Annotated in this window: 26 protein-coding genes and 4 tRNA genes; 21 read left to right on the top strand and 9 right to left on the bottom strand. The window is 70.9% G+C overall.

The window, feature by feature from the left end; all coding sequences use genetic code 11:
• Positions 1 to 4: 4 nt before the first annotated feature.
• The 4 genes from ACFYW1_RS14690 (at position 5) to htpX (ending at position 4910) form a co-directional block, all read left to right on the top strand.
• Positions 5 to 1552, top strand: coding sequence for a NuoM family protein (locus ACFYW1_RS14690; protein WP_388992110.1), 1548 nt, complete (start codon positions 5 to 7; stop codon positions 1550 to 1552).
• A complete protein-coding gene (locus ACFYW1_RS14685; RefSeq protein WP_388991504.1) occupies positions 1549 to 3216 on the top strand; it encodes an NADH-quinone oxidoreductase subunit N in 1668 nt (555 codons plus the stop codon). The genes ACFYW1_RS14690 and ACFYW1_RS14685 overlap by 4 nt, the downstream gene beginning before the upstream one ends.
• Positions 3217 to 3341: 125 nt before the next feature.
• Positions 3342 to 3800, top strand: a complete 459-nt coding sequence (gene mscL / locus ACFYW1_RS14680) for a large conductance mechanosensitive channel protein MscL (protein WP_388991502.1) — start codon at positions 3342 to 3344, stop codon at positions 3798 to 3800.
• Positions 3801 to 4046: 246 nt separating this feature from the next.
• Positions 4047 to 4910, top strand: coding sequence for a zinc metalloprotease HtpX (htpX, locus tag ACFYW1_RS14675; protein WP_388991500.1), 864 nt, complete (start codon positions 4047 to 4049; stop codon positions 4908 to 4910).
• A gap of 67 nt (positions 4911 to 4977) precedes the next feature.
• On the opposite strand, the gene ACFYW1_RS14670 is transcribed toward htpX, so the two are convergent.
• From ACFYW1_RS14670 to ACFYW1_RS14655, 4 genes are all read right to left on the bottom strand, one after another.
• A complete protein-coding gene (locus tag ACFYW1_RS14670) occupies positions 4978 to 5379 on the bottom strand; it encodes a YccF domain-containing protein (RefSeq protein WP_283853388.1) in 402 nt (133 codons plus the stop codon).
• A 207-nt stretch (positions 5380 to 5586) separates the two neighbouring features.
• Positions 5587 to 6243: an alpha-ketoglutarate-dependent dioxygenase AlkB family protein gene (locus tag ACFYW1_RS14665; protein ID WP_388991498.1), complete on the bottom strand. Its 657-nt coding sequence runs from the start codon at positions 6241 to 6243 to the stop codon at positions 5587 to 5589.
• A gap of 1 nt (position 6244) precedes the next feature.
• On the bottom strand, positions 6245 to 6748 hold the full coding sequence (locus tag ACFYW1_RS14660) for a methylated-DNA--[protein]-cysteine S-methyltransferase (RefSeq protein ID WP_388991496.1): 504 nt from the start codon (positions 6746 to 6748) through the stop codon (positions 6245 to 6247).
• Between the two features lie 192 nt (positions 6749 to 6940).
• Positions 6941 to 7429 (bottom strand): YajQ family cyclic di-GMP-binding protein, encoded by a 489-nt coding sequence (locus tag ACFYW1_RS14655; protein ID WP_148838675.1) that lies wholly within the window; start codon positions 7427 to 7429, stop codon positions 6941 to 6943.
• A gap of 378 nt (positions 7430 to 7807) precedes the next feature.
• Between ACFYW1_RS14655 and ACFYW1_RS14650 the strand changes: the two genes are divergently transcribed.
• Both ACFYW1_RS14650 and ACFYW1_RS14645 read left to right on the top strand, forming a co-directional pair.
• A tRNA-Tyr gene (locus ACFYW1_RS14650) sits at positions 7808 to 7889 on the top strand.
• 86 nt (positions 7890 to 7975) lie between these two features.
• Entirely contained in the window at positions 7976 to 8425 is a 450-nt protein-coding gene (locus ACFYW1_RS14645) for a DUF523 domain-containing protein (RefSeq protein WP_388992107.1), read from the top strand.
• 82 nt (positions 8426 to 8507) lie between these two features.
• On the opposite strand, the gene ACFYW1_RS14640 is transcribed toward ACFYW1_RS14645, so the two are convergent.
• Complete coding sequence (locus ACFYW1_RS14640) at positions 8508 to 9164, bottom strand: SDR family oxidoreductase (RefSeq protein ID WP_388991494.1); 657 nt, start codon at positions 9162 to 9164, stop codon at positions 8508 to 8510.
• 34 nt (positions 9165 to 9198) lie between these two features.
• Positions 9199 to 10479 carry an amidohydrolase family protein gene (locus ACFYW1_RS14635; protein WP_388991491.1) on the bottom strand — a complete coding sequence of 427 codons (1281 nt, stop codon included), beginning with the start codon at positions 10477 to 10479 and terminating at the stop codon, positions 9199 to 9201.
• A 326-nt stretch (positions 10480 to 10805) separates the two neighbouring features.
• On the opposite strand from ACFYW1_RS14635, the gene ACFYW1_RS14630 reads away from it, so the two are divergent.
• The 6 genes from ACFYW1_RS14630 (at position 10806) to ACFYW1_RS14605 (ending at position 13421) form a co-directional block, all read left to right on the top strand.
• A tRNA-Thr gene (locus ACFYW1_RS14630) sits at positions 10806 to 10878 on the top strand.
• A 47-nt stretch (positions 10879 to 10925) separates the two neighbouring features.
• Positions 10926 to 10998, top strand: a tRNA-Met gene (locus ACFYW1_RS14625).
• 89 nt (positions 10999 to 11087) lie between these two features.
• Positions 11088 to 11252, top strand: a complete 165-nt coding sequence (gene rpmG / locus ACFYW1_RS14620) for a 50S ribosomal protein L33 (protein ID WP_003956487.1) — start codon at positions 11088 to 11090, stop codon at positions 11250 to 11252.
• 103 nt (positions 11253 to 11355) lie between these two features.
• A complete protein-coding gene (locus ACFYW1_RS14615) occupies positions 11356 to 11808 on the top strand; it encodes a MaoC family dehydratase N-terminal domain-containing protein (protein ID WP_388991489.1) in 453 nt (150 codons plus the stop codon).
• Positions 11808 to 12236 carry a MaoC family dehydratase gene (locus ACFYW1_RS14610; protein WP_388991487.1) on the top strand — a complete coding sequence of 143 codons (429 nt, stop codon included), beginning with the start codon at positions 11808 to 11810 and terminating at the stop codon, positions 12234 to 12236. The genes ACFYW1_RS14615 and ACFYW1_RS14610 overlap by 1 nt, the downstream gene beginning before the upstream one ends.
• A gap of 129 nt (positions 12237 to 12365) precedes the next feature.
• Complete coding sequence (locus ACFYW1_RS14605; RefSeq protein ID WP_388991485.1) at positions 12366 to 13421, top strand: UDP-N-acetylmuramate dehydrogenase; 1056 nt, start codon at positions 12366 to 12368, stop codon at positions 13419 to 13421.
• Between the two features lie 63 nt (positions 13422 to 13484).
• Here the strand turns inward: ACFYW1_RS14605 and ACFYW1_RS14600 are convergent, their stop codons facing one another.
• Complete coding sequence (locus ACFYW1_RS14600) at positions 13485 to 14120, bottom strand: NAD(P)-dependent oxidoreductase (protein WP_388991483.1); 636 nt, start codon at positions 14118 to 14120, stop codon at positions 13485 to 13487.
• Positions 14121 to 14206: 86 nt separating this feature from the next.
• Here ACFYW1_RS14600 and ACFYW1_RS14595 point away from each other — a divergent pair, with 86 nt between their 5' ends.
• The gene (locus tag ACFYW1_RS14595; RefSeq protein ID WP_388991481.1) at positions 14207 to 14812 is read left to right on the top strand and encodes a TetR/AcrR family transcriptional regulator; all 606 of its coding nucleotides are present in this window, start codon (positions 14207 to 14209) and stop codon (positions 14810 to 14812) included.
• Positions 14813 to 14912: 100 nt separating this feature from the next.
• On the opposite strand, the gene ACFYW1_RS14590 is transcribed toward ACFYW1_RS14595, so the two are convergent.
• Entirely contained in the window at positions 14913 to 15935 is a 1023-nt protein-coding gene (locus ACFYW1_RS14590; protein ID WP_388991479.1) for an adenosine deaminase, read from the bottom strand.
• 123 nt (positions 15936 to 16058) lie between these two features.
• Positions 16059 to 17285 carry a pyridoxal phosphate-dependent aminotransferase gene (locus ACFYW1_RS14585; RefSeq protein ID WP_388991477.1) on the bottom strand — a complete coding sequence of 409 codons (1227 nt, stop codon included), beginning with the start codon at positions 17283 to 17285 and terminating at the stop codon, positions 16059 to 16061.
• A 225-nt stretch (positions 17286 to 17510) separates the two neighbouring features.
• Between ACFYW1_RS14585 and ACFYW1_RS14580 the strand changes: the two genes are divergently transcribed.
• The 8 genes from ACFYW1_RS14580 to rplL all read left to right on the top strand — a co-directional run bounded on the left by ACFYW1_RS14580 (position 17511) and on the right by rplL (position 22703).
• Positions 17511 to 17583, top strand: a tRNA-Trp gene (locus ACFYW1_RS14580).
• Between the two features lie 106 nt (positions 17584 to 17689).
• Positions 17690 to 17977: a preprotein translocase subunit SecE gene (gene secE, locus ACFYW1_RS14575; protein WP_388991475.1), complete on the top strand. Its 288-nt coding sequence runs from the start codon at positions 17690 to 17692 to the stop codon at positions 17975 to 17977.
• Positions 17978 to 18053: 76 nt separating this feature from the next.
• A complete protein-coding gene (gene nusG, locus ACFYW1_RS14570; RefSeq protein WP_388991473.1) occupies positions 18054 to 18902 on the top strand; it encodes a transcription termination/antitermination protein NusG in 849 nt (282 codons plus the stop codon).
• A 177-nt stretch (positions 18903 to 19079) separates the two neighbouring features.
• On the top strand, positions 19080 to 19514 hold the full coding sequence (gene rplK / locus ACFYW1_RS14565; RefSeq protein WP_006126872.1) for a 50S ribosomal protein L11: 435 nt from the start codon (positions 19080 to 19082) through the stop codon (positions 19512 to 19514).
• 81 nt (positions 19515 to 19595) lie between these two features.
• Positions 19596 to 20318 (top strand): 50S ribosomal protein L1, encoded by a 723-nt coding sequence (gene rplA, locus ACFYW1_RS14560; RefSeq protein ID WP_148838688.1) that lies wholly within the window; start codon positions 19596 to 19598, stop codon positions 20316 to 20318.
• Between the two features lie 159 nt (positions 20319 to 20477).
• The gene (locus ACFYW1_RS14555) at positions 20478 to 21398 is read left to right on the top strand and encodes a hypothetical protein (protein WP_388991471.1); all 921 of its coding nucleotides are present in this window, start codon (positions 20478 to 20480) and stop codon (positions 21396 to 21398) included.
• Positions 21399 to 21674: 276 nt separating this feature from the next.
• A complete protein-coding gene (gene rplJ / locus ACFYW1_RS14550; RefSeq protein ID WP_388991470.1) occupies positions 21675 to 22205 on the top strand; it encodes a 50S ribosomal protein L10 in 531 nt (176 codons plus the stop codon).
• 111 nt (positions 22206 to 22316) lie between these two features.
• A complete protein-coding gene (gene rplL / locus ACFYW1_RS14545) occupies positions 22317 to 22703 on the top strand; it encodes a 50S ribosomal protein L7/L12 (RefSeq protein WP_388991469.1) in 387 nt (128 codons plus the stop codon).
• Positions 22704 to 23255: the final 552 nt, after the last annotated feature.

The following is a 23255-nucleotide window of genomic DNA, read 5'->3' as shown; positions in this document are numbered from 1 at the left end:
CGTGATGCAGTTCCTTCTCGCGTTCATCGTCGCCGCCCCGCTCCTCGGCGCCGTGGCCGCCCTGCTGCCCGCCCCGCCCGGGCTGAAGGGCAGCGGCCCCGACCAGGCCGTGCTCCGCCACGGCGTGACCGTCACCGGCGCCGTCCTGCTCGCCGCGATCCTGCTCGCCGCGGGCTTCGACCACGGCCACCCGTCGAAGATGCAGGCCACCACCGACATCAGCTGGATTCCGGCGCTCGACGTCCGCATCCACCTCGGCACCGACGGCATCTCGCTCCCCCTTCTCGTGCTGACCGCGCTGCTGACCTTCCTCTGCGCGCTCCACAGCTACTTCAAGATGCCCGCGGGCCCCTCCCCGAAGGCATTCGTCGCGCTCCTCCTCGTCCTGGAGTCCGGCACCCTCGCGACCTTCGCCGTCCTCGACCTGATGCTGTTCTTCCTGGCGTTCGAGATGGTGCTCATCCCGATGTACTTCCTCATCGCCCGCTGGGGCGGCGCGCAGAGGCAGGCCGCGGCCTGGAAGTTCATCCTCTACACACTGCTCGGCTCGGTGATCATGCTGCTGGGCCTGCTCCTCGTCGGGCTGAAGAGCGGCACCTTCGACATGGTGGCACTCGCCACTGACAACGGCCGCGGGCTCACCGCGTCCACGCAGGTCATCGCCGTTCTGGCGATCGGCATCGGACTCGCGGTGAAGACCCCGATGTGGCCGCTGCACAGCTGGCTGCCCGACGCCCACACGGCGGCCCCGACCGTCGGTTCCGTCCTCCTCGCGGGCGTCCTGCTGAAGATGGGCACCTACGGATTCGTCCGCATCCTGCTCCCCGTCGCCCCCGACGGGATGCACACCTTCGCGCCCTACCTCGCCGCCTTCGCGGTCGTCGGCATCATCTACGGATCACTCGCCTGCCTGGCCCTGGTCCGCCCCGGCTCGAAGGGCGACCTCAAGCGGCTGATCGCGTACTCCTCCGTCGGCCACATGGGCTTCGTGCTCCTCGGCATCGCGAGCATGACGCCCACCGGGGTCAACGGCGCGCTCTTCGCCAACATCGCCCACGGCCTCATCACCGGCCTGCTGTTCTTCCTGGTCGGCGCGGTCAAGGACCGGTACGGCACGGCCGACCTCGACACCCTCTCCGGCGCCACCGGCGCCGCGCTCTACGGCCGGGCCCCCCGCCTCGGCGGTCTCCTCGCCTTCGCCGCCGTCGCCTCCCTGGGACTGCCGGGCCTCGCCGGGTTCTGGGGCGAGATGCTCGCCCTGTTCGGCTCCTTCGACCCCGCCGACGGCCTCAGCCGCCCGGCCTTCCTCACCTTCATGTCGATCGCCGCGTTCGGCACCCTGCTCACCGCCGCGTACATGCTCATGGTGGTACGCCGGGTCTGCATGGGCGAGAAGCGTGCGGAGCCGCAACTCGCCGACGTCCGGGCGTACGAGTTCGCCGCCTGGACCCCGCTCGTCGCGCTCACCGTCCTCGCCGGTCTGTGGCCCGCCGTCCTCCTCGGCCTCACCGACCCGGCCGTGCAGAAGCTCCTCGCAGGAGGCAAGTCGTGACCGCAGCCGTCCTCACCCCGGACCTCGTCACCACCGCGGCCGGGAGCACCACCGGCCCCGTCACCACCGCGGCCGGGAGCGCCCCCGGCCTCGTCACCGCCGCGGCCGAGGACGTGACCGGCCTCGTCCAGTCCGTCGACTGGCTCGCCATCGCACCCCCGGTCGTCGTGGCGGCCTTCGCCCTGATCGTCCTGGTCACCGACCTGTTCCTCCCCGAGGGGCGCAAGCGGCTCCTCGGCCCGCTGGCCGTCACCGGACTCGTCGCCGCACTCGCCCTCCTCGTCCCGCTGCGCTCCGGCGACCGCTCCACCTTCTGCCTCACCGAGGCCGCCGCGACGGGCGGCACCGCGTGCAGCTACACCGCCGACCACTTCGCCCTGGTCATCCAGGCCCTCGTGCTCGGCGGCGCCCTCCTCACCGCCCTGCTCTCGGCCGGTGACACCCGCAGGCTCCCGGCGGGCGAGTTCTGGTTCCTGCTGCTGTCCTCCGCGGCCGGCGCCGCCCTCCTGCCCGCCGCCCGCGACCTCGCCACCCTCGTCATCGCCCTCGAAGTCGCCTCGCTGCCCGCCTTCGCCCTCGTCGGCATCAAGCGCGGCGACCGGCGCTCCTCCGAGGCCGCGCTGAAGTTCTTCCTCTCCTCCGTCGTCGCGACCGCCGTCATGCTGCTCGGCGTCAGCTTCGTGTACGCGGTCACCGGCACCCTGCACCTCACCGAGATCGCCGCCCGGCTCGACGACGTGCCCGACCGACTCACCACCCTCGCCGGGGCCGGCGTCGCCCTCACCCTGGTCGGCTTCGCGTTCAAGACGGCCGCCGCGCCCTTCCACTTCTGGGTCCCCGACACCTACGTCGGCGCCCCCCTGCCGATCGCCGCGTACCTCTCGGTCGTCGGCAAGGCGGTCGGCTTCTCCGGCCTCGTCCTCGTCACCGTGATCGCGTTCCCGGCGTACGCCGACGTCTGGGGACCGGCCCTCGCCGTCCTCGCCGCGCTCACCATGACGGTCGGCAACGTCGCCGCCCTGCGCCAGGACGCCGGCCGCGCCCGCAGCGCCGTACGGCTGCTCGCCTGGTCGTCCGTCGCCCAGGCCGGCTACCTCCTGGTGCCGATCGCCGCGGCCGGGTACTCCAGCGACGAACACATCGGCTCCACCGTCGCGTACGCCCTCATGTACGCCGTAGTGAACCTCGGCGCCTTCGCGGTGGCCGCCCTCGTCTCCCGTACGAACCCCGGCAACCGGATCACCGACCACCGCGGCCTGTACGCCACCCGCCCGCTCGCCGCCCTGGCGATGGCCTTCTTCCTGCTCTGCCTGGCCGGCCTGCCGCCCGGCATCATCGGCCTCTTCGCCAAGGTCACGGTCTTCTCCGCGGCCGTCGACGCCGGACTCGGCTGGCTCGCCGTCGTCATGGCCGTCAACGTCGTGATCGCGCTCTACTACTACCTCCAGTGGACTGCGACGCTCTTCCGCGCCCCGGAGGGCGCCCCCGGGGAGGCCGGGGAGGAGACCCCGGAGCCCGCGGTGACCACCCCCGCGCCCGCCCCCGCGGAGCACCGCGTCCCGGCCTCCCTCACCGCGGCGATCGCCCTCACCGCCGTGGCCGGCATCGTGCTCTCCGGCGCCCCGCAGACCGTTCTCAGGTTCGCCGCCGTCAGCCTCTTCTGACACCCTCCCCGAGGCACCCGACTCTTCCGACTTACTGAAGATCGGTTTGCCCGGAAAGGCTCGTACAGGGCATGGTCTTGCCCGCACATCCCCCCACCAGAGCCATTCCCAGAGGAGCGAAAGCAGTGCTGAACGGGTTCAAGGACTTCATCCTGCGCGGAAACATCATCTCCATGGCCATCGGTCTGGCCGTCGGAGCGGCGTTCACCGCAGTGGTCACCGGCTTCAGCACGGCCTTCATCACCCCGCTGATCGGCCTCGCCACCGGGTCCGTCGGCGACTTCAGCTCGGCACAGTTCTCGGTCGAGGGCGCCATCTTCCCGTACGGGAAGTTCCTCGCCGCCGCCATCGCGTTCCTGATCACCGCGGCGGTGCTCTACTTCGGCGTCGTCGTCCCCATGGCGAAGGTCCAGAACCGCTTCGCCAAGGCGGAGGAGAAGGTCGACATCAAGGCCGCCCTGCGCGACTGCCCCCGCTGCTACACCGAGATCCCGGCCATCGCCTCCCGCTGCGCCCACTGCACCAGCGAGGTCGTGCCGGACCCCGAGGCCCTCGCGGTCGCCGGGCTCCCCGCCCAGCGCTGAGCCACCCCCTCCGGCACCGGGACGGCCCTCGGGCGCCCGGTGCCGGAGCCGTACGCGCGGCCGTTGACCCGTACGGCCCAGCGCCCTCTCCGGCCCGTGAGCGCCGGACCGGCCCCGCCCCGCGGCGGCGCGGGGCCGGGGAACCAGCTCCTCCCGCCTGGCGTTGACCTGTACGGGAGGCTCCACTGGGGGAGTGGAGACCACCGAGCAAAGGGTTCCCCTGCCGCACCACTTGGAGGGCGTACCGTGCACCGCCGGCACAACGGGCTGAGAACTGCCGTACTCCTCGGGGGCCTGTCCGCCCTCATCATCGTCATCGGAAGCTTCTTCGGACGTACGGGACTGATCGTCGCGGTCCTCGTGGCCGTCGGCACCAACGCCTACGCGTACTGGAACAGCGACAAGCTGGCACTCAGGGCCATGCGGGCCCGGCCCGTCAGCGAGTTCGAGGCCCCGCAGCTCTACCGCATGGTCCGGGAGCTCTCCACGGCCGCCCGGCAGCCCATGCCCCGGCTCTACATCTCCCCGACGCAGGCGCCCAACGCCTTCGCCACCGGCCGCAACCCGCGCAACGCGGCGGTCTGCTGCACCGAGGGCATCCTCCAGATCCTGGACGAGCGGGAGCTGCGCGGAGTGCTCGGCCACGAGCTGAGCCACGTCTACAACCGCGACATCCTGATCTCGTCCGTCGCCGGGGCGCTGGCCTCCGTCGTCATGTTCCTGGTCAACTTCGCCTGGCTGATCCCGGCGGGCCGGTCCAACGACAACGAGGGCCCCGGCTTCCTCGGCACGCTGCTGATCATGATCCTCGGCCCGGTCGCCGCCTCCGTCATCCAGCTCGCCGTCAGCCGCTCCCGCGAGTACGAGGCGGACGCCTCCGGGGCCCAGCTGACCGGCGACCCGCTCGCCCTGGCCGGTGCCCTCCGGAAGCTCGACGCGGGCACGAAGCGGCTTCCGCTGCCCCCGGAGCCGCGGATCGAGACCGCGAGCCACATGATGATCGCGAACCCGTTCCGGCCCGGACAGGGCCTGTCCAAGCTGTTCTCGACCCACCCCCCGATGGCGGAACGGATCGCCAGACTGGAACAGATGGCGGGCCACCGCCCGTGACGGTGTTCGGCCGCTGCCCCCGGGGGCAGCGGCCGAACACCGTCACGGGCGGATGAGGGAGAGGGTCCTACCGGGCCCCGAAGGGCTGGTCGCTCGGGACCACCTCACGGCCCAGCGGCATGAGCGAGATGGGGATGAGCTTCAGGTTCGCCCAGCCGAAGGGGATGCCGATGATCGACACGAACAGCGGGATGCTGGTGAGCAGGTGCCCCAGCGCCAGCCACCACCCGGCGAAGACGAGCCAGATCACGTTGCCCACGCAGGAGGGCGCACCCGCGTCGGGCCGCTCCACGGTCGTCCGCCCGAACGGCCACAGCACGTAGCCCGCGAGGCGCAGGGACGCGATGCCGAACGGGATCGTCACGATCAGCACGAAGCAGATGATCGCGGCGACCAGGTACCCGAGGGCCATCCAGAATCCGCAGAACACCACCCACAGGATGTTCAGGATCAGCTGCAGGAGCTTCATGGTCACTCGCCTTCCACGGGTGTTGCCCGTCGTCGCTGTGCATCGTCAGTATCGGTCCCGGGCCCGCACGCCGCGACGAAACGGCGTCCGGGGCAAGACGCATCCGGGGGCCGTACGGTTGCCACGACCGTACGACTCCAAGATCACCACGCCCGGTCCGGCCCGCTCCCGTCCGGCGAGGTCCGCCCCGTCCGGCGAGGTCCGGCATCAGTCCAGGCCGGTCTCGCGCAGGGTCAGGTTGAGCCGGCCGCGCGCCATCCCCGACTCGGGACCGCCCGTCCCCGGGAAGACCTTCGGCACGCCGTGGAACGCGAAGCGCGACGGCCCGCCGAAGACGAACAGGTCGCCGGAGGCCAGCTCCACGTCCCGGTAGGGCCGCGCGCGGTTCTCCGTGTTCCCGAAGCGGAAGACGCAGGTGTCGCCGATGCTGAGCGACACCACCGGGGCACCCGAGCGCTCGTCCCTGTCCTGGTGCATGCCCATGCGTGCCGAGCCGTCGTAGAAGTTGACGATCGCGGCGTCCGGCGCGTACGCCCCCACGGGGCACTCGTCCCCGTACGCCGCCACCAGCGCCTCCCGGCCCAGCTCCGCCAGCCAGTCGGGGAACTCGGCCACCCGCGCGCCGTTCACGTCGTCGGCCGTGCGCGCATACCGGTACGGCTGCCAGTGCCGGCCCACACAGACCGTCCGCACCGACATCACCCCGCCGCCCGGCAGCACCGGATGCCGCAGCGGCACCGGACCGCGAGCCCAATCCCGGCAGGCCGCCACCAGCTCCCGGCAGCGTTCCGGCGGGAGCCACTCCGGTACGTGCACGGCCCCCGGCGCGACGACGGTCCGCGGACGCGGGAAGAGCCCGGACACCTCAGCGCACCGCCAGGGCGCCTTCCAGCCCCAGGAGCCGCTCCTTGCGCTCCACGCCCGCCGCGTAGCCCCGCAGCGTCCCGTCGGCGCCGATCACCCGGTGGCAGGGCCGGACCACCAGCAGCGGATTGCGCCCGATCGCCGTCCCCACGGCCCGGACACCCGCGCCGGAGGCGCCGACCCGCTCGGCGATCTGCCCGTACGACACCGTCTCCCCGTACGGGACGGTGTCCAGCGCGGCCCACACCCGGCGCTGGAAGTCGGTGCCCGCGCCGTCCGCGTACACGAGGTCGAAGCGGGTCAGCCGCCCCTCGAAGTACGCGCGCAGCTGCGCGGCGACGCCGGCGAAGGCGTCCGGCGCGTGGACCCAGCCGTCCTCGACGACCGCCGCGCCCTTCTGGCCGGGCAGCGAGAGCGAGGCGAGCGCGATCCCGCCGTCCGCGGTCTCCTCACCGACCAGCAGCAGTTCGCCCAGCGGGCTGTCGACCGTCGCGTACATGGTCATGGCTCGTCCCTCTTTCCGCCCTCGGGCCGAAGCCCCGCCGGGTCGCCGTTCGACCCGGCCGCCCTCCGGCACGCACCAGTCTGCGTCGCCCGCCGCACCGGGACCGGCGGTATTCGGACATCGCGCCCCGGTGGGAGGCGGGTGGAGCCGTCCACGGCCCCACCCCGAGCGACGGCCGGACGAACCGGCGGACTAGCGGTAGTTCACGAACTGGATCGCGAAGTCGAAGTCCTTGCCCTTCAGCAGCGCCTGCACGGCCTGCAGGTCGTCCCGGCTCTTCGAGCTGACCCGCAGCTCGTCGCCCTGGACCTGCGCCTTGACGCCCTTCGGGCCCTCGTCGCGGATGGCCTTCGCGACCTTCTTGGCGTTCTCCTGGGAGATGCCCTCCTCGATCGTGGCGAAGATCTTGTACTCCTTGCCGGACAGCTGCGGCTCACCGGCGTCCAGGGACTTCAGCGAGATGCCGCGCTTGATCAGCTTGGACTGGAAGATGTCGAGGATCGCCTTGACCCGCTCCTCGCCGTTCGCCTGCATCAGGATCTTCTCGCCGGACCACGAGATCGAGGCGTCGGTGCCCTTGAAGTCGTAGCGCTGCGAGATCTCCTTGGAGGCCTGGTTGAGGGCGTTGTCGACCTCCTGCCGCTCGACCTTCGAGACGATGTCGAAACTGGAGTCGGCCATGACGTGTGGCTCCTTGTATCGGGGGTCCTGGAAACGGGGTGCACAAACAGGCGGCGGCGGGCCTGTCCGCCCGGCCCCGCCGATCAAAGCCTAAGGGCTGTCCCGTAATCCCCGGCGGGCGCACGACGACAGCTACGGCACCTCGCTGCGTTGTCGGAACGTCCGAATACATCCAGTATGCGGACGCCCTTCCGCCTTGCGATGCACCGCATCTGACGCCGCGCGCTGATCCACCAGGGATTACGGGACAGCCCTTGGCCACCCGAGCCCGATCGGACCGCTGATCAATCCGGTGGCGTAGCACCCCCGGGCATCAGGTATCGTTTACGTCGTTGCCAGGGAGCACCGCGAAAAACGGTTCCCACAGCAGCAATTCCCGGCGGTGTGCCCGAGTGGCCAAAGGGAGCAGACTGTAAATCTGCCGGCTTCGCCTTCCCAGGTTCGAATCCTGGCGCCGCCACGGAACAAGGCCCCTGTCTCAGGACGGGGGCCTTCTTCGTTTCCCCGCGAGCCCTCGCGAAGAGTCGGACCACGAAGGGCATGGACATGGAACCCGTACTGGTCAGCGCCTGCCTGCGCGGTGTGCCCTGCCGCTACGACGGCCGGGGCAGGGCGTCCGGAGCGGTGGCCGAGGCGCTCGCCGGTCGCCGCCCCGTCGCCTTCTGCCCCGAGGTCGCCGGCGGACTGTCCACCCCGCGCCGCCCCGCGGAGATCGTCGGCGGCGACGGGCACGACGTGCTCGACGGCCGCGCCCGCGTCGTCGACGACACCGGGCACGACGTGACGGCGCAGTTCGTGGACGGCGCGGAACGCGCCCTGGAGGCAGCGCGCCGGGCCGGCTGCACGGAGGCGCTCCTGATGCCCCGCAGCCCGTCCTGCGGGTGCGGAACGCTCTACGACGGCACGTTCACGGGCACGCTCCGCGAGGGCGACGGCGTCACCGTCGCCCTGCTGGCCCGCCACGGCATCACGGTCCGCCCGGCGCCGCGCGACTGAGCCGGGCCACGGGGCCGGTGCGCGGGACGGGAGGCCCCGGAAGCGCGGTCCGCAGCGATGCGGCCGTCTCCCGGCCCCGGGGTCAGTTCCCCGCGATGTCCTTCACCGCGACCGACACCGGCACGCTTCCCGAGATGAGCTCCAGCGTCAGTCCCGCCGTCGCCGGGGTGTCCAGCAGCTCCAGGAGCGCCGCCGCCACGTCGTCGCGCGGCACCGGGCCGCGTCCGGTCGAGGCGGTCAGCAGGATCAGCCCCGTGCCCGCGTCGTTCGTCAGCATGCCGGGGCGCAGGATCGTCCAGTCGAGCGCCTCCTGGGAGCGCACGTACGCGTCCGCGGCGCCCTTCGCCCGCAGATACACGTCGAAGACCTCGTCGCCCGGATGATCGGGGTCGGCGCCCATCGACGAGACCACGACAAAGCGCCGGACGCCCGCCAGTTGGGCCGCGTCCGCGAACAGCACCGCCGCCCCGCGATCCACCGTCCCCTTGCGTTCCGCGCCGCTGTCCGGGCCCGCGCCGGCCGCGAAGACCGCCGCGTCGGCACCGCGCAGCACCTGCGCGGTCTCCTCCACGGAGGCCGATTCGAGATCCAGCACGACCGGCTCGGCACCCGCCGCCCGCAGGTCCCCGGCCTGCTCCGGACTGCGGATGACGCCCACGGCCTCGTCCCCGCGCGCGGCGAGCAACCGCTCCAGCCGCAGTGCGATCCGACCATGTCCACCTGCGATGACAATGCGCATGTTCCCGACCGTACGCCGCACCGGCCGACCGCGCTCAGGGCCCGCCGCAGGCACCGGGTGCGGATCTTCCCTGGCGGGGCAGGTCGAGGGCGACGACGGCCTCCGAATCGCAGTACTCGCGCACCGCGCTCGTCCGCGCCACCACCCGGCCGCGGTGCACCACGATCCGGCTGTAGGCGAGCGAGAGCACGCCGGAGAGCTCCTCCCCGCGCACGGCGAGCAGCTCGGCCGGGAAACCCGCCTCGACCCGGACCTCGGGCAGCCCCATCGCCTTCCGCGCGACCGAGGACACCGCCCCGTACGCCTCGCCGGCCCGCAGCCCGTACTGCGAGGCCAGCAGGTAGGCGGCCTCCAGCGGGTCGCCGCGCCCCACGGGGTTGGCGATGTCGCGCAGCGCCCCGCCGCCCGCCGCGACCCGCACCCCGGCCGCGCGCAGCAGCCGTACCGGCGCGGTGCCCGGGCCCTCCACCCCGCAACAGCCGCCCTGCGGGAGGCAGATCACCGTCACACCGGCCGCGGCCAGCTGGTCGGCGACCCGGGCTGCGGCGTGCGAGGGAAGCCGGGAGATGCCCGCGCACGGGCCGATGGAGACTCCGGGCCGCAGTCCGCCGGCCATGGCGGCGAGCCGGCCGAGCCGGGCGGGGTCGTCGCCGTCCGTGTGCAGGTCGACGGGGCGGTCCTGCTCGGCGGCGATCTCCAGTACGGCCTCGGTGTACCCGGCGGGGTCGGGATCGAGGTCGGGGCAGCCGCCGACCGCCCCGGCCCCCATCTTCACCGCGTCGCGCAGCTGGGCCAGGTTGTCGGCGCCCGCGACGCCGGTGAGCAGCCGGGGCACGGCGACCGGGGTCAGGTCGGCGAGCCCGCTCAGCGAGCGGCGCGCCTGCAGGACGGCCTCGAAGGCGGTGAGGCCCCGGACGTCCCCGATCCGTACGTGCGAGCGCAGCGCGGTCGCGCCGTGGCCGAGCTGGAGCAGGGCGGCCTCGGTGGCGCGGCGCCGGATGTCCTCGGGGCGGTGCGACACCGGCCCGGGGCCGCCGGGCCCCGCCCCGGCGGCGGTGAGCGCGGTGTCGCTGTGGGCGTGGGGTTCGGCGGGGGCGGGGAGCAGCAGGTAGCCGCGCAGATCCAGGCGCGGACCGGTCGTGGTCAGGCTGCCCGCGGTGCCGACCGCCTCGATGCGGCTGCCGCCGAGCCGTACGTCCACGACACGGCCGTCGGTGAGACGGGCCCCGCAGAGCACCAGGGTGCCGGTCCCGGCCGCGGGGCCGGGGCCGTCGGCGGGGTGGTCGTCCGGCTGCCACGGTTGGCTGTCGGGCATCGCGCTCCTGAGAAATATGGGGACAAGGTCACGCAGAGTGAGTCGAGCCTAGGGGCGTGTTCGGCCCGGTTCGAGGAGGAGCGAAATAGTCGTACCGGTGTGGCCGCAGGGGCACTTGGTGCGTGAGTGCACGGCCGGGGCGGTCGTGCACCGCGGGGCGACGGAGGCGCTGATCACGGCGCTGCCAGGTCGGTACGGAGCCGGTCGGCCGCGGAATCGAGGAGGGGCCGGCGGGCGATCGGCGGGGCGTCGATCGGGGGCTCCGGCGGGGGCCCGGATACGGATTTGGGCGATCGGCGAAAGACCGTGTAATGTCTTCATCGCTCGCCCCAATAGCTCAGTCGGTAGAGCGTCTCCATGGTAAGGAGAAGGTCTGCGGTTCGATTCCGCATTGGGGCTCTGGTGATCGGGAATCCCCGCTTCGGCGGGGGGACCTGTTTCATCAAAGCGGTGTAGCTCAGTCGGTAGAGCAAGCGGCTCATAATCGCTGTGTCACCGGTTCAAGTCCGGTCACCGCTACTTACGGTAGCCGATTGTGGGGTCGGTCCTTCGATCGGCTACTCTTTTTTGCGTTCATCCGTCCATCCGTCCGTCCAAGGAGCACTCACGTGGCTGCCACCGACGTCCGCCCGAAGATCACGCTGGCCTGCGTGGAGTGCAAGGAGCGGAACTACATCACCAAGAAGAACCGGCGCAACAACCCGGACCGTCTTGAGATGAAGAAGCACTGCCCGCGCTGCAACTCGCACACCGCGCACCGCGAAACGCGCTGAATCAGGCTCGTACACGAGGCCGCCCCCTTAGGGGGCGGCCTCGTGTCGTTGTATGAAGGCTGTACTTCGGCCTGTTCATCTTTCACCAGGAGGTAGCGAGCCCATGGCGCTCGACCAGTCCTTCGTCGGGCGGACCTATCCGCCCACCCCGCCGTACGAGGTCGGGCGGGAGAAGATCCGCGAGTTCGCCGAGGCGGTGGGCGACACGAATCCGGCGTACGTCGACCCCGAGGCCGCCAAGGCGCTCGGCCACAGCGATGTGATCGCGCCGCCGACGTTCGTCTTCTCCATCACCTTCAAGGCCGCCGGCCAGGTGATCCACGACCCGCAGCTGGGCCTGGACTACAGCCGTGTGGTGCACGGCGACCAGAAGTTCGCCTACACGCGCCCCGTGCGGGCGGGGGACCGGCTGACGGTCACCTCGACGATCGAGGCCATCAAGTCCATGGCGGGCAACGAGATCCTGGACGTCCGCGGCGAGGTCCACGACGAGTCCGGCGAGCACGTCGTGACCGCGTGGACGAAGCTGGTGGCGCGTGCCGCCGAGGAGGCGTGATGACGGCGAAGGTCGCATACGAGTCGGTCGAGGTCGGTACGGAGCTGCCGGCGCAGTCCTTCCCGGTGACCCGGGCGACGCTGGTGGAGTACGCGGGCGCCTCCGGCGACTTCAACCCGATCCACTGGAACGAGAAGTTCGCCCGTGAGGTCGGCCTGCCGGACGTCATCGCGCACGGCATGTTCACCATGGCCGAGGCGATCCGGGTGGTCACGGACTGGGCCGGCGACCCGGGCGCGGTCGTCGAGTACGGGGTGCGGTTCACCAAGCCGGTCGTCGTGCCGAACGACGACAAGGGCGCCCTGATCGAGGTCGGCGCCAAGGTCGCCGCCCTGCTTGACGACAGGCGGGTGCGGGTGGACCTGACGGTGACGAGCGAGGACAAGAAGGTGCTGGGCATGTCCCGCGCCGTGGTGCAGCTCGCCTGAGGCCGCCCCGGCCGCCCCGGGCCCGGGGCGGCCGGGGGATCGTCCCCGTCGCCGCCCGGGCCGCGGTTCCACACGTACGGTCCGGTGCCCCGCCCGAGTGGCGGGGCACCGGACCGTACTCTTGTCCCCGTGCAGGAACTCCATGACGCCCCCCTCGCCCCCCTGACCACCTTCCGGCTCGGCGGCCCGGCCACCCGCCTGATCACGGCGACGACCGACGCCGAGGTGATCGAAGCCGTGCGCGAGGCCGACGACGCCGGTACCCCGCTCCTGATCATCGGCGGCGGCAGCAACCTGGTCATCGGGGACAAGGGCTTCGAGGGCACCGCCCTGCGCATCGCGACCAAGGGCTTCGCCCTGGACGGCACGACCCTGGAGCTGGCCGCGGGCGAGGTCTGGAGCGACGCCGTGGCCCGCACCGTCGAGGCCGGTCTCGCGGGCATCGAGTGCCTGGCAGGCATTCCCGGCTCCGCCGGGGCGACGCCGATCCAGAACGTCGGCGCCTACGGGCAGGAGGTCTCCGCCACCATCACGGAGGTCGTCGCCCACGACCGCCGCACCGGCGAAACGGTCACCATCCCGAACGCCGACTGCGCGTTCTCGTACCGGCACAGCCGCTTCAAGGCCGAGCCCGACCGCTTCGTGGTGCTGCGGGTCCGGTTCGGGCTGGAGGACGCGGGCGGGCTGTCCGCGCCGCTGCGGTACGCCGAGACGGCCCGCGCCATGGGCGTCGAACAGGGCGACCGGGTGCCCGCCGCGGCCGCCCGCGAGACGGTGCTCGGACTCCGCGCCGGCAAGGGCATGGTGCTGGACCCCGAGGACCACGACACCTGGTCGGCCGGCTCCTTCTTCACCAACCCGATCCTGGAACAGGCCGAGTACGAGGCGTTCCTCGCCCGGGTCGGGGAACGCCTCGGCCCCGACGTGACGCCCCCCGCCTTCCCCGCGGACGGGGGACGCGTCAAGACCTCCGCGGCCTGGCTCATCGACCGGGCCGGCTTCACCAAGGGGTACGGCACGGGTCCGGCCCGCATCTCCACCAAGCACACCCTCGCCCTCACCAACCGCGGCGAGGCGACCACCGAGGACCTCCTCGCGCTCGCCCGCGAGGTCGTCACCGGGGTCCGCGAGGCGTTCGGCGTCACGCTCGTCAACGAGCCCGTGACGGTCGGCGTGAGTCTGTAACCGGGCCCCTCGTCCCGAGGGCGCGGCTGTTCCGCCGCGCCGGTGCGCCGTTGGCGTGCCGGATCAGTACGCCACTCCCACGCCCTGCTTCACCGCCGCCGGGTCGTCGGCCAGCGCCAGCATCGCGTGCGCCACGTCGGCCCGGGAGAGTGTCCGGCCGCTGCGCGGGAAGCCACCGACGACCGTGCGGTACCTCCCCGTCAGCGGCCCGTTCGTCAGCTTCGGCGGCCGCACCGACGTCCAGTCCGTCGCGCTGCGGGCCAGCGCGGCCTCCATCCGCGTCAGGTCCGCGTAGACCTCCTTCAGGACCGCCCCGACCCCCTTGCGCACCAGCCGGTCCAGCAGCGGGTCGTCGGCCGCTCGGGGCCCGACCGGGGCCGCGCTGACCACCAGCAGCCGCCGCGTCCCCGCCGCCTCCATCGCCGCCAGCACCGAACCGGTGAGCCGCTCGGCGACGCCGTCCGCCCGCCGGGTGCGCGAGCCGAGGGCGGAGAGCACCGCGTCCCGGCCCGCGACCGCCTCGCACAGCGCCTCCGGATCGTCCAGCCGCGCCATCGCGCACACCTGGACCTCGGAGAGCGGTACGGGCAGCCCCGCCGGATCGCGGACCACTGCCGTCACCTCGTGCCCCGCCGCCACCGCCTGGCGCACGATCTCCTGCCCCACACCGCCCGTCGCGCCGAACACCGTGATCCTCATTGCGCACCTTCCCGAGGTGAGTAAGTATTCACTTACCCATAGGGTGAGTGGGCACTCACCACCCCGTCAAGCCCTCGGGAGCGCACATGGAGCAGAAGCCGGCCCGCGTCCGGATCGTCGACGCCGCCCACCAGCTGATGCTCACCATCGGCCTGGCCCGCGCCACCACCAAGGAGATCGCCCGCGCGGCCGGCTGCTCGGAGGCCGCGCTCTACAAGCACTTCGCGAGCAAGGAGGAGCTGTTCGTGACCGTGCTCAAGGAGCGGCTGCCCCGGCTCAACCCGCTGCTGAAGCGGCTCCTGGTCTCCCCGGGGGCGGGGGAGCGGACCGTCGAGGAGAACCTCACCGAGATCGCCCGCCAGGCCGCCCTCTTCTACGAGCAGAGCTTCCCGATCGCCGCCTCGCTGTACGCCGACCCCCGGCTCAAGGAACGCCACAACGAGGCGATGCGGGAGCTCGGCACCGGCCCGCACATGCCCATCCGGGGCCTGGACGCCTATCTGCGCTCCGAACAGGCCGCCGGACGGGTACGGGCCGACGCGGACACGTACGCGGCCGCGTCGCTGCTGATGGGGGCCTGCGCGCAGCGGGCGTTCGCCTACGAGGCCATGACGGGAGGGGAGCCCCCGCAGCCCCTCGACGAGTTCGCCGCGTCCCTGGCCCGGGTGCTGATGCGCGGCGTCGGGGCGTAGGCGGGAAGAAGTGCCCCGGCCGTAGGCCGCTTCCCCGGTCCGTCGGGCCCGACGGACCGGGTCCCGGGCTGCTGGAGAGCCCGGCGGCCGGGGCCCGGCCTCAGCCCGCGGGCCTCGCCAGCCAGGCGTCGATGCCGGCCAGGAGCTCCGTCCGCACCGCGGCCGGGGCGGCGGACCCGCGCACCGACTGCCGGGCCAGCTCCGCCAGTTCCTCGTCCGTGAACGCGTGGTGGCGCCGCACGAGGTCGTACTGCGCGGCCAGCCGGGAACCGAAGAGCAGCGGGTCGTCCGCGCCCAGCGCCATCGGCACCCCGGCCTCGAACAGCGCGCGCAGGGGGACGTCGGAGGGCTTGTCGTAGACGCCGAGCGCCACGTTCGACGACGGGCAGACCTCGCAGGTCACCCCGCGCTCCGCCAGCGTGCGCAGCAGCCGCGGGTCCTCGGCGGCCCGCACCCCGTGCCCGATCCGGGCCGCGTCGAGGTCGTCCAGGCAGTCCCGCACGCTGGAGGGGCCGGACAGCTCGCCGCCGTGCGGGGCCGCCAGCAGACCGCCCTCGCGGGCGATGGCGAAGGCCCGGTCGAAGTCCCGGGCCATCCCGCGGCGCTCGTCGTTGGAGAGCCCGAACCCGACCACGCCCCGGTCGGCGTACCGCACCGCGAGCCGGGCGAGCGTCCTGGCGTCCAGCGGGTGCTTCATCCGGTTCGCCGCGATCACCACCCGGATCGGCAGCCCCGTCTCGCGCGACGCGGATTCCACCGCGTCCAGAATGATCTCGATGGCCGGGATCAGCCCGCCGAGCAGCGGGGCGTACGAGGTGGGGTCGACCTGGATCTCCAGCCAGCGGGAGCCGTCCGCGACGTCCTCCTGGGCGGCCTCGCGCACCAGCCGCCGGATGTCGTCGGGTTCCCTCAGACAGGAGCGGGCGATGTCGTAGAGACGCTGGAAGCGGAACCAGCCGCGCTCGTCCGTGGCCCGCAGCTTGGGCGGCTCGCCGCCGGTCAGCGCCTCCGGCAGGTGCACGCCGTACTTGTCGGCGAGTTCGAGCAGGGTGGTGGGCCGCATCGACCCGGTGAAATGCAAGTGCAGGTGGGCCTTGGGCAACAGCCGTACATCACGCTCCATCCCCGGATCTTGCCGCATCCGCGGGGTGCTCCGGTAGCCGCTTCGCCAATCGGGGGTGAAGCCGGAACAAACGAGCGACCCCCGGCCGGGGGCCGGGGGTCGCCCATGGGTTCTCGCGAACGCCTACGCCCTGGCCTCCGCCAGCAGCTTCTGGATCCGGGAGACGCCCTCGACGAGGTCGTCGTCGCCCAGGGCGTACGAGAAGCGCAGGTACCCCGGCGTGCCGAAGGCCTCGCCCGGTACGACCGCGACCTCGGCCTCGTCCAGGATCAGCGCGGCCAGCTCGACCGAGGTGGCCGGGCGCTTCCCGCGGATCTCCTTGCCGAGCAGCTCCTTCACCGAGGGGTACACGTAGAACGCGCCCTCGGGCTCCGGGCACAGCACGCCGTCGATCTCGTTGAGCATCCGGACGATGGTCCGCCGGCGCCGGTCGAAGGCGGTGCGCATCTCGGCGACCGCGTCCAGGTTCCCGGAGACGGCGGCCAGCGCGGCGACCTGGGCCACGTTGGAGACGTTGGACGTGGCGTGCGACTGGAGGTTGGTCGCGGCCTTGACGACGTCCTTCGGGCCGATGACCCAGCCCACCCGCCAGCCGGTCATCGCGTACGTCTTGGCGACGCCGTTGACCACGATGCACTTGTCGCGCAGCTCGGGCACGACCGCGGGCAGCGAGGTGAACTTCGCGTCCCCGTAGACCAGGTGCTCGTAGATCTCGTCGGTCAGCACCCACAGGCCGTGCTCGACGGCCCAGCGGCCGATCGCCTCGACGTCGGCCTCGCTGTACACGGCGCCGGTCGGGTTGGACGGGGAGACGAACAGGACGACCTTGGTCCGCTCCGTGCGCGCCGCCTCCAGCTGCTCCACCGAGACGCGGTAACCGGTCGTCTCGTCGGCCACGATCTCCACCGGGACGCCGCCCGCGAGGCGGATCGACTCGGGGTAGGTGGTCCAGTACGGGGCCGGGACGATGACCTCGTCGCCCGGGTCGAGGATCGCGGCGAACGCCTCGTAGATGGCCTGCTTGCCGCCGTTGGTCACCAGGATCTGGGAGGCGTCGACCTCGTAGCCGGAATCGCGCAGCGTCTTCTCCGCGATGGCGGCCTTGAGCTCCGGGAGCCCTCCCGCCGGCGTGTAACGGTGGTACTTCGGGTTGCGGCAGGCGTCGACCGCGGCCTCGACGATGTAGTCGGGGGTCGGGAAGTCGGGTTCACCGGCGCCGAAGCCGATCACCGGACGACCGGCGGCCTTGAGGGCCTTGGCCTTGGCGTCGACGGCGAGGGTGGCGGACTCGGAGATCGCACCGATGCGGGCGGAGACCCGGCGCTCGGAGGGGGAAGTTGCAGCGCTCATGGCCCCCATGGTCCCAGACCCCGATCCCCGGCAGCGCACGGGTTTCAAGGACCGGACAGGACTCCGACAGCATGCGGACGGACCCGGACCGCGAGTCGCCCGGAGGTATCTGTTCGACGCCGGGCCGCTGAACACGTACACTCACCTGTCGTTGGCCTTCACCAGCCGCGCCGTTCCCGCACTCGGGTCATCCCGGGGGATGCGGTAGGTTGGTGGAAACCACAAAGGGTCGTAGCTCAATTGGTAGAGCACTGGTCTCCAAAACCAGCGGTTGGGGGTTCAAGTCCCTCCGGCCCTGCTACACACTCCTTCGCCAGGATGTGTGCGCATGTACGTACTTCAATGCACCGCCGTGCGGCTCCACCGGGCGCGGCACGGCCATGACCCGGAATCAGGTGAGAAGCGTGACGGACGCCGTGGGCTCCATCGACATGCCTGATGCCGAGGATGAAGTACCCGAGTCGAGGAAGAAGACCCGGAAGGGCGGAAAGCGCGGGAAGAAGGGCCCTCTGGGCCGCCTTGCGCTGTTCTACCGCCAGATCATCGCCGAGCTGCGCAAGGTCGTCTGGCCGACCCGGAGCCAGCTGACGACGTACGCCACAGTGGTGATTGTTTTCGTCGTCGTCATGATCGGTCTGGTCACCGTGGTTGACTTCGGTTTCCAGCGGGTCATGAAGTACGTCTTCGGCTGATCCCGCGGAGGGCGCCTCACAGAAGGCGCCCCTTTCGCATGTTCCACCCATTTGTATCCAGGAAGAAGCAGCCACCGTGTCTGACCCGAACCTGAACGACGCCGTCGAGCCGACGGCGGGCGCCTTCGAGTCCGCCGAGGACGAGCTCGACATCGTCGAGGCGGCGGACGCCGAGGAGCCGGACCAGGCCGAGGCTGCCGACGCCGCCGCTGGCGAGCCCGCCGAGCAGGACGCCCTGCACGTCGAGGACGAGGCGGAGACCGAGGGCGACGAGGACGAGGCGGAGGAGGCCGAGCCGGCCGCCCCCGTCGACGCCGTCGCGGCCCTGCGCGAGGAGCTGCGCGGCCTCCCCGGCGAGTGGTACGTCATCCACACGTACGCCGGGTACGAGAAGCGCGTGAAGGCCAACCTGGAGCAGCGCGCCGTCTCGCTCAACGTCGAGGAGTTCATCTACCAGGCCGAAGTGCCCGAGGAAGAGATCGTCCAGATCAAGAACGGCGAGCGCAAGAACGTCCGCCAGAACAAGCTCCCGGGCTACGTCCTGGTGCGCATGGATCTGACGAACGAGTCCTGGGGCGTCGTCCGCAACACCCCCGGCGTCACCGGCTTCGTGGGCAACGCCTACGACCCCTACCCGCTGACCCTGGACGAGATCGTCAAGATGCTCGCCCCGGAGGCCGAGGAGAAGGCCGCCCGCGAGGCCGCCGAGGCCGAGGGCAAGCCGGCTCCGGCCCGCAAGGTCGAGGTCCAGGTGCTCGACTTCGAGGTCGGCGACTCGGTCACCGTCACCGACGGCCCGTTCGCGACGCTGCAGGCGACGATCAACGAGATCAACGCCGACTCGAAGAAGGTCAAGGGCCTCGTCGAGATCTTCGGCCGCGAGACCCCGGTGGAGCTCAGCTTCGACCAGATCCAGAAGAACTGACGCCACCGGCGGCGGTTTCTGGGCACATGCCTACCGAGCAGGTCAGACCGGCTGAAAAGCCGGTCTGACCTGCTCGGTTTTTGGACGCGCAGCCATACCCGTTATCGTTGTGCGGTATGCCTCCATCCGGATGATCGGACGGCGGCGAAACACTCTCACTAGGACCCGGAGAGAGCAATGCCTCCCAAGAAGAAGAAGGTCACGGGGCTTATCAAGCTCCAGATCAACGCGGGCGCCGCCAACCCGGCCCCGCCGGTCGGCCCCGCGCTCGGCCAGCACGGCGTCAACATCATGGAGTTCTGCAAGGCCTACAACGCCGCGACCGAGTCGCAGCGCGGCATGGTCGTGCCGGTGGAGATCACGGTCTACGAGGACCGTTCCTTCACCTTCGTCACCAAGACTCCGCCGGCCGCCAAGCTGATCCTCAAGGCCGCGGGCGTGGAGAAGGGCTCCGGCGAGCCCCACAAGACCAAGGTCGCCAAGCTGACGGCTGCCCAGGTCCGTGAGATCGCCACGACGAAGCTCCCCGACCTGAACGCCAACGACCTCGACGCCGCGTCGAAGATCATCGCTGGCACCGCCCGTTCCATGGGCATCACGGTCGAAGGCTGAATCAGCCCCTCACGTCCTCAGTGGTAGGGCCAAGCGCTGGCCCGCACCACGACTCCACACCCTGAAACCACAGGAGCAGAAGTGAAGCGCAGCAAGAACCTCCGGGCTGCGGACGCCAAGGTCGACCGGGAGCGCCTCTACGCCCCGCTCGAGGCCGTCCGTCTCGCCAAGGAGACCGCGACCACGAAGTTCGACGGCACTGTCGAGGTCGCCTTCCGTCTGGGTGTCGACCCCCGCAAGGCCGACCAGATGGTCCGTGGCACCGTGAACCTCCCGCACGGCACCGGCAAGACCGCCCGGGTCCTGGTCTTCGCGACCGGTGACCGTGCTGCGGCCGCGGAAGCCGCGGGCGCCGACATCGTCGGCGCCGACGAGCTCATCGACGAGGTGGCGAAGGGCCGTCTGGACTTCGACGCCGTCGTCGCCACCCCGGACCTCATGGGCAAGGTCGGCCGCCTCGGCCGCGTGCTCGGTCCGCGTGGTCTGATGCCGAACCCGAAGACCGGCACCGTCACCCCCGACGTCGCCAAGGCCGTCACCGACATCAAGGGCGGCAAGATCGAGTTCCGCGTCGACAAGCACTCGAACCTGCACTTCATCATCGGCAAGGTCTCGTTCGACGACACCAAGCTGGTGGAGAACTACGCGGCGGCGCTGGAGGAAGTCCTCCGTCTGAAGCCGTCCGCCGCCAAGGGCCGCTACATCAAGAAGGCCGCCCTGACCACCACGATGGGCCCCGGCATCCCGCTGGACGCCAACCGCACCCGTAACCTCCTCGTCGAGGAGGACCCGGCCGCCGTCTGAGCCCTCGCGCTCCGCAGCACGCCGTGTCACGTGTGACATCGACGGGCCCCGCAACCTTTCGAGGTGCGGGGCCCGTCCTCGTATGTACGTACCGAAAGGCGCTGTCGGACCCGTGCGTTAGCGTGAGCCCCCGACAGAGCCGAACGAGGGGTGGAAGCTATGAGGACCAGTACCGTACGACGCGTGTGCCTGTCGGTGGCAGTGGCGGCGGCGCTGACGTCGGTCGCGGCCTGCAACGGGTCCGACGGCGACAAGAGCGACAAGAGCGGGAAGAGCACGGACCGCGGCAGCGGCGTGGCGAAGGCCGACCCCATAGCCGCGCTGCTCGACGTCCAGAAGAAGACCAACGGGCAGAGCTCGGCCAAGGTCGAGGGCACCACGCAGATGGGCACCACCATGTCCATGAAGCAGACCGGCTCCATCGACTGGTCCGACGGCCTCACCGGCGCCATGGAGATCACCTACACCGGCGGCAGCATGGCGGACGCCATCAAGCAGTCCGGCGGCAACGGCACGATGCAGGCCCGGTACTTCAAGAACGGCTACGTCGTGAACATGGGCGACGCGTTCGCCAAGCAGTCCGGCGGCAAGCACTGGATCAACTACAGCTACGCCGACATCGCCAAGATGGCGGGCGCCTCCGGCGAGGCGATGAAGCAGCAGATGGAGAACACCACCCCCGACCAGGGCGTGAAGTCGCTGCTGGCCTCCGGCGACGTGAAGAAGGTCGGCGAGGAGGACGTGCGCGGTGTCCCCACCACGCACTACTCGGGCACCGTCGACGTCGCCGAGCTGACCGCGAAGAACTCCGAGCTCGACGCCGACCAGCTCGCCCAGCTGAAGAAGCAGCTGAGCGACGCCGGCATCACCACGGAGCAGGTCGACATCTGGGTCGACAAGAACGACCTGCTGGTCAAGAAGACCGAGCGCGGCCAGATGAAGACCGGGGAGCTCAACTCCACGGTGTACTACAGCGACTACGGCACCGACGCCTCGGTCGAGATGCCCGCGGCCTCCGACACGGTCGACTTCAAGGAGCTCCTGAAGCAGCAGCAGGGCGCCGCCGGCGGCGCCTCCTGACCCTCCCGGATCCCCCGCGGGGGGACGGATTTGCTCGACGCGGCCCCGGTCGCGTAATCTTCTGCAGAAGCCAAAGACCGCTGGTCGTTGCCGTGTCCTCGCAAGAGGGAGATGGCGACCGAAGGATCCGTTGAGTACGGGCGACCTGCGCAGGTGACTGTGGAAAGCTCCCGGATCATGTTCGGTCGAGCTACGCCCTGGCGCCTGTGCCGGGGCGTTTCGTCTTTCCCGGCCCCTTCTGAGCGGTCCTCATCACCCGGAAGGAGGCCGACGCTCATGGCAAGGCCCGACAAGGCTGCCGCGGTAGCCGAGCTGACGGACCAGTTCCGCAGCTCGAACGCCGCCGTGCTGACCGAGTACCGGGGTCTCACCGTGGCCCAGCTCAAGCAGCTGCGCCGTTCGCTCGGTGAGAACGCCCAGTACGCCGTGGTGAAGAACACGCTGACCAAGATTGCGGCCAACGAGGCCGGGATCGACGCGCTCGACGACCTGTTCACGGGTCCGACGGCGGTTGCCTTCGTCACCGGTGACCCGGTGGAGTCGGCGAAGGGTCTTCGTGACTTCGCCAAGGAGAACCCCAACCTCGTCATCAAGGGCGGTGTCCTTGACGGCAAGGCGCTGTCCGCCGATGAGATCAAGAAGCTCGCGGACCTCGAGTCCCGCGAGGTTCTGCTCGCCAAGCTGGCGGGCGCCATGAAGGGCAAGCAGTCCCAGACTGCCGCGCTCTTCCAGGCGCTTCCCTCGAAGTTCGTCCGCACCGCGGAGGCGCTTCGTGCCAAGCAGGCCGAGCAGGGCGGTGCCGAGTAATTCGGCTCGCGCATTGATCGACGCCCACCCGGGCGACGGTCGCAGCGGGCCGAACGTACGCCCGCCTACATGTACATCCGGCACCAGCCGAATTAGTGGAAGGACGCCATCATGGCGAAGCTGTCCCAGGACGACCTGCTCGCGCAGTTCGAAGAGATGACCCTCATCGAGCTCTCCGAGTTCGTGAAGGCCTTCGAGGCGAAGTTCGACGTCACCGCCGCCGCCCCGGTCGCCGTTGCCGCCGCCGGTGGTGTCGCTGGTGGCGACGCCGCCGCCGTCGAGGAGCAGGACGAGTTCGACGTCATCCTCACCGGTGCCGGCGACAAGAAGATCCAGGTCATCAAGGTCGTGCGTGAGCTGACCTCGCTGGGTCTGAAGGAGGCCAAGGACCTCGTCGACGGCACCCCGAAGCCGGTCCTCGAGAAGGTCGCCAAGGAGGCCGCCGAGAAGGCTGCCGAGTCCCTCAAGGCCGCCGGCGCTTCCGTCGAGGTCAAGTGACTCAGGGAGTCCTCTGACTCCTCCTGGCGCCCCGTGCCGCACGGCACGGACGTCATCTGACGAAGGGCGATCACCCATCGGGGTGGTCGCCCTTCGGCGTACCCGAGGCGGCTGCCTTGCTCTTCCGGCGGTGACGAGTATGGTGATCATCGCCGTTGCCTCGCGGGGCGGCCGACCGGCGCCGGGAGGCGCCCGGGCGAGGACCTCGGGGCGACCGACCCCGCTGGGGGGCCTTGACGAACCGCACGCGGCGCGCAATTCTCAGGACGCGTCGCCACATCGATCCGAATCCGAGGCATGGATCGTGGGCGGAGCGGGCAGTAAAGAAGAGCGCACCACGCGCGACAACCGAGTCATGGGTGTTGAGAACAGCTGTTGAGAGCAACGTGGGTCTCTGAGAACCCCGACTGGACATCAGTGTGCCGTTTGGCTACACTGACCCTTTGCGCTGCCTGTTAGCTGCCCCCTGCCCGTCACCAGGGGCATGCCCACGCTAGAGCACCGATGACCGAACGCCCCTGACCTGGCCTTTTCCGGCCGACTCAGGAACGG

Origin of the sequence: Streptomyces sp. NPDC002669 (assembly GCF_042889165.1) — a bacterium.
Taxonomy (GTDB): Bacteria; Actinomycetota; Actinomycetes; order Streptomycetales; family Streptomycetaceae; genus Streptomyces.
The sequence above is the reverse complement of the archived record's forward strand: the minus strand, read 5'-3'. Positions and strand labels throughout refer to the sequence as shown.

What these genes read in the sequence shown, in the direction of transcription:
- ACFYW1_RS14690 (WP_388992110.1), top strand. Translation starts at nt 5, where the DNA reads ATGCAGTTCCTTCTCGCGTTCATCGTCGCCGCCCCGCTCCTCGGCGCC.
- ACFYW1_RS14670 (WP_283853388.1), bottom strand. Translation starts at nt 5,379, where the DNA reads ATGAAGCTCCTGCAGCTGATCCTGAACATCCTGTGGGTGGTGTTCTGC.
- ACFYW1_RS14660 (WP_388991496.1), bottom strand. Translation starts at nt 6,748, where the DNA reads ATGACCATGTACGCGACGGTCGACAGCCCGCTGGGCGAACTGCTGCTG.
- ACFYW1_RS14655 (WP_148838675.1), bottom strand. Translation starts at nt 7,429, where the DNA reads ATGGCCGACTCCAGTTTCGACATCGTCTCGAAGGTCGAGCGGCAGGAG.
- ACFYW1_RS14645 (WP_388992107.1), top strand. Translation starts at nt 7,976, where the DNA reads ATGGAACCCGTACTGGTCAGCGCCTGCCTGCGCGGTGTGCCCTGCCGC.
- ACFYW1_RS14640 (WP_388991494.1), bottom strand. Translation starts at nt 9,164, where the DNA reads ATGCGCATTGTCATCGCAGGTGGACATGGTCGGATCGCACTGCGGCTG.
- ACFYW1_RS14635 (WP_388991491.1), bottom strand. Translation starts at nt 10,479, where the DNA reads ATGCCCGACAGCCAACCGTGGCAGCCGGACGACCACCCCGCCGACGGC.
- ACFYW1_RS14615 (WP_388991489.1), top strand. Translation starts at nt 11,356, where the DNA reads ATGGCGCTCGACCAGTCCTTCGTCGGGCGGACCTATCCGCCCACCCCG.
- ACFYW1_RS14610 (WP_388991487.1), top strand. Translation starts at nt 11,808, where the DNA reads ATGACGGCGAAGGTCGCATACGAGTCGGTCGAGGTCGGTACGGAGCTG.
- ACFYW1_RS14600 (WP_388991483.1), bottom strand. Translation starts at nt 14,120, where the DNA reads ATGAGGATCACGGTGTTCGGCGCGACGGGCGGTGTGGGGCAGGAGATC.
- ACFYW1_RS14595 (WP_388991481.1), top strand. Translation starts at nt 14,207, where the DNA reads ATGGAGCAGAAGCCGGCCCGCGTCCGGATCGTCGACGCCGCCCACCAG.
- ACFYW1_RS14590 (WP_388991479.1), bottom strand. Translation starts at nt 15,935, where the DNA reads ATGGAGCGTGATGTACGGCTGTTGCCCAAGGCCCACCTGCACTTGCAT.
- ACFYW1_RS14585 (WP_388991477.1), bottom strand. Translation starts at nt 17,285, where the DNA reads ATGAGCGCTGCAACTTCCCCCTCCGAGCGCCGGGTCTCCGCCCGCATC.
- rplK (WP_006126872.1), top strand. Translation starts at nt 19,080, where the DNA reads ATGCCTCCCAAGAAGAAGAAGGTCACGGGGCTTATCAAGCTCCAGATC.
- ACFYW1_RS14555 (WP_388991471.1), top strand. Translation starts at nt 20,478, where the DNA reads ATGAGGACCAGTACCGTACGACGCGTGTGCCTGTCGGTGGCAGTGGCG.
- rplJ (WP_388991470.1), top strand. Translation starts at nt 21,675, where the DNA reads ATGGCAAGGCCCGACAAGGCTGCCGCGGTAGCCGAGCTGACGGACCAG.
- rplL (WP_388991469.1), top strand. Translation starts at nt 22,317, where the DNA reads ATGGCGAAGCTGTCCCAGGACGACCTGCTCGCGCAGTTCGAAGAGATG.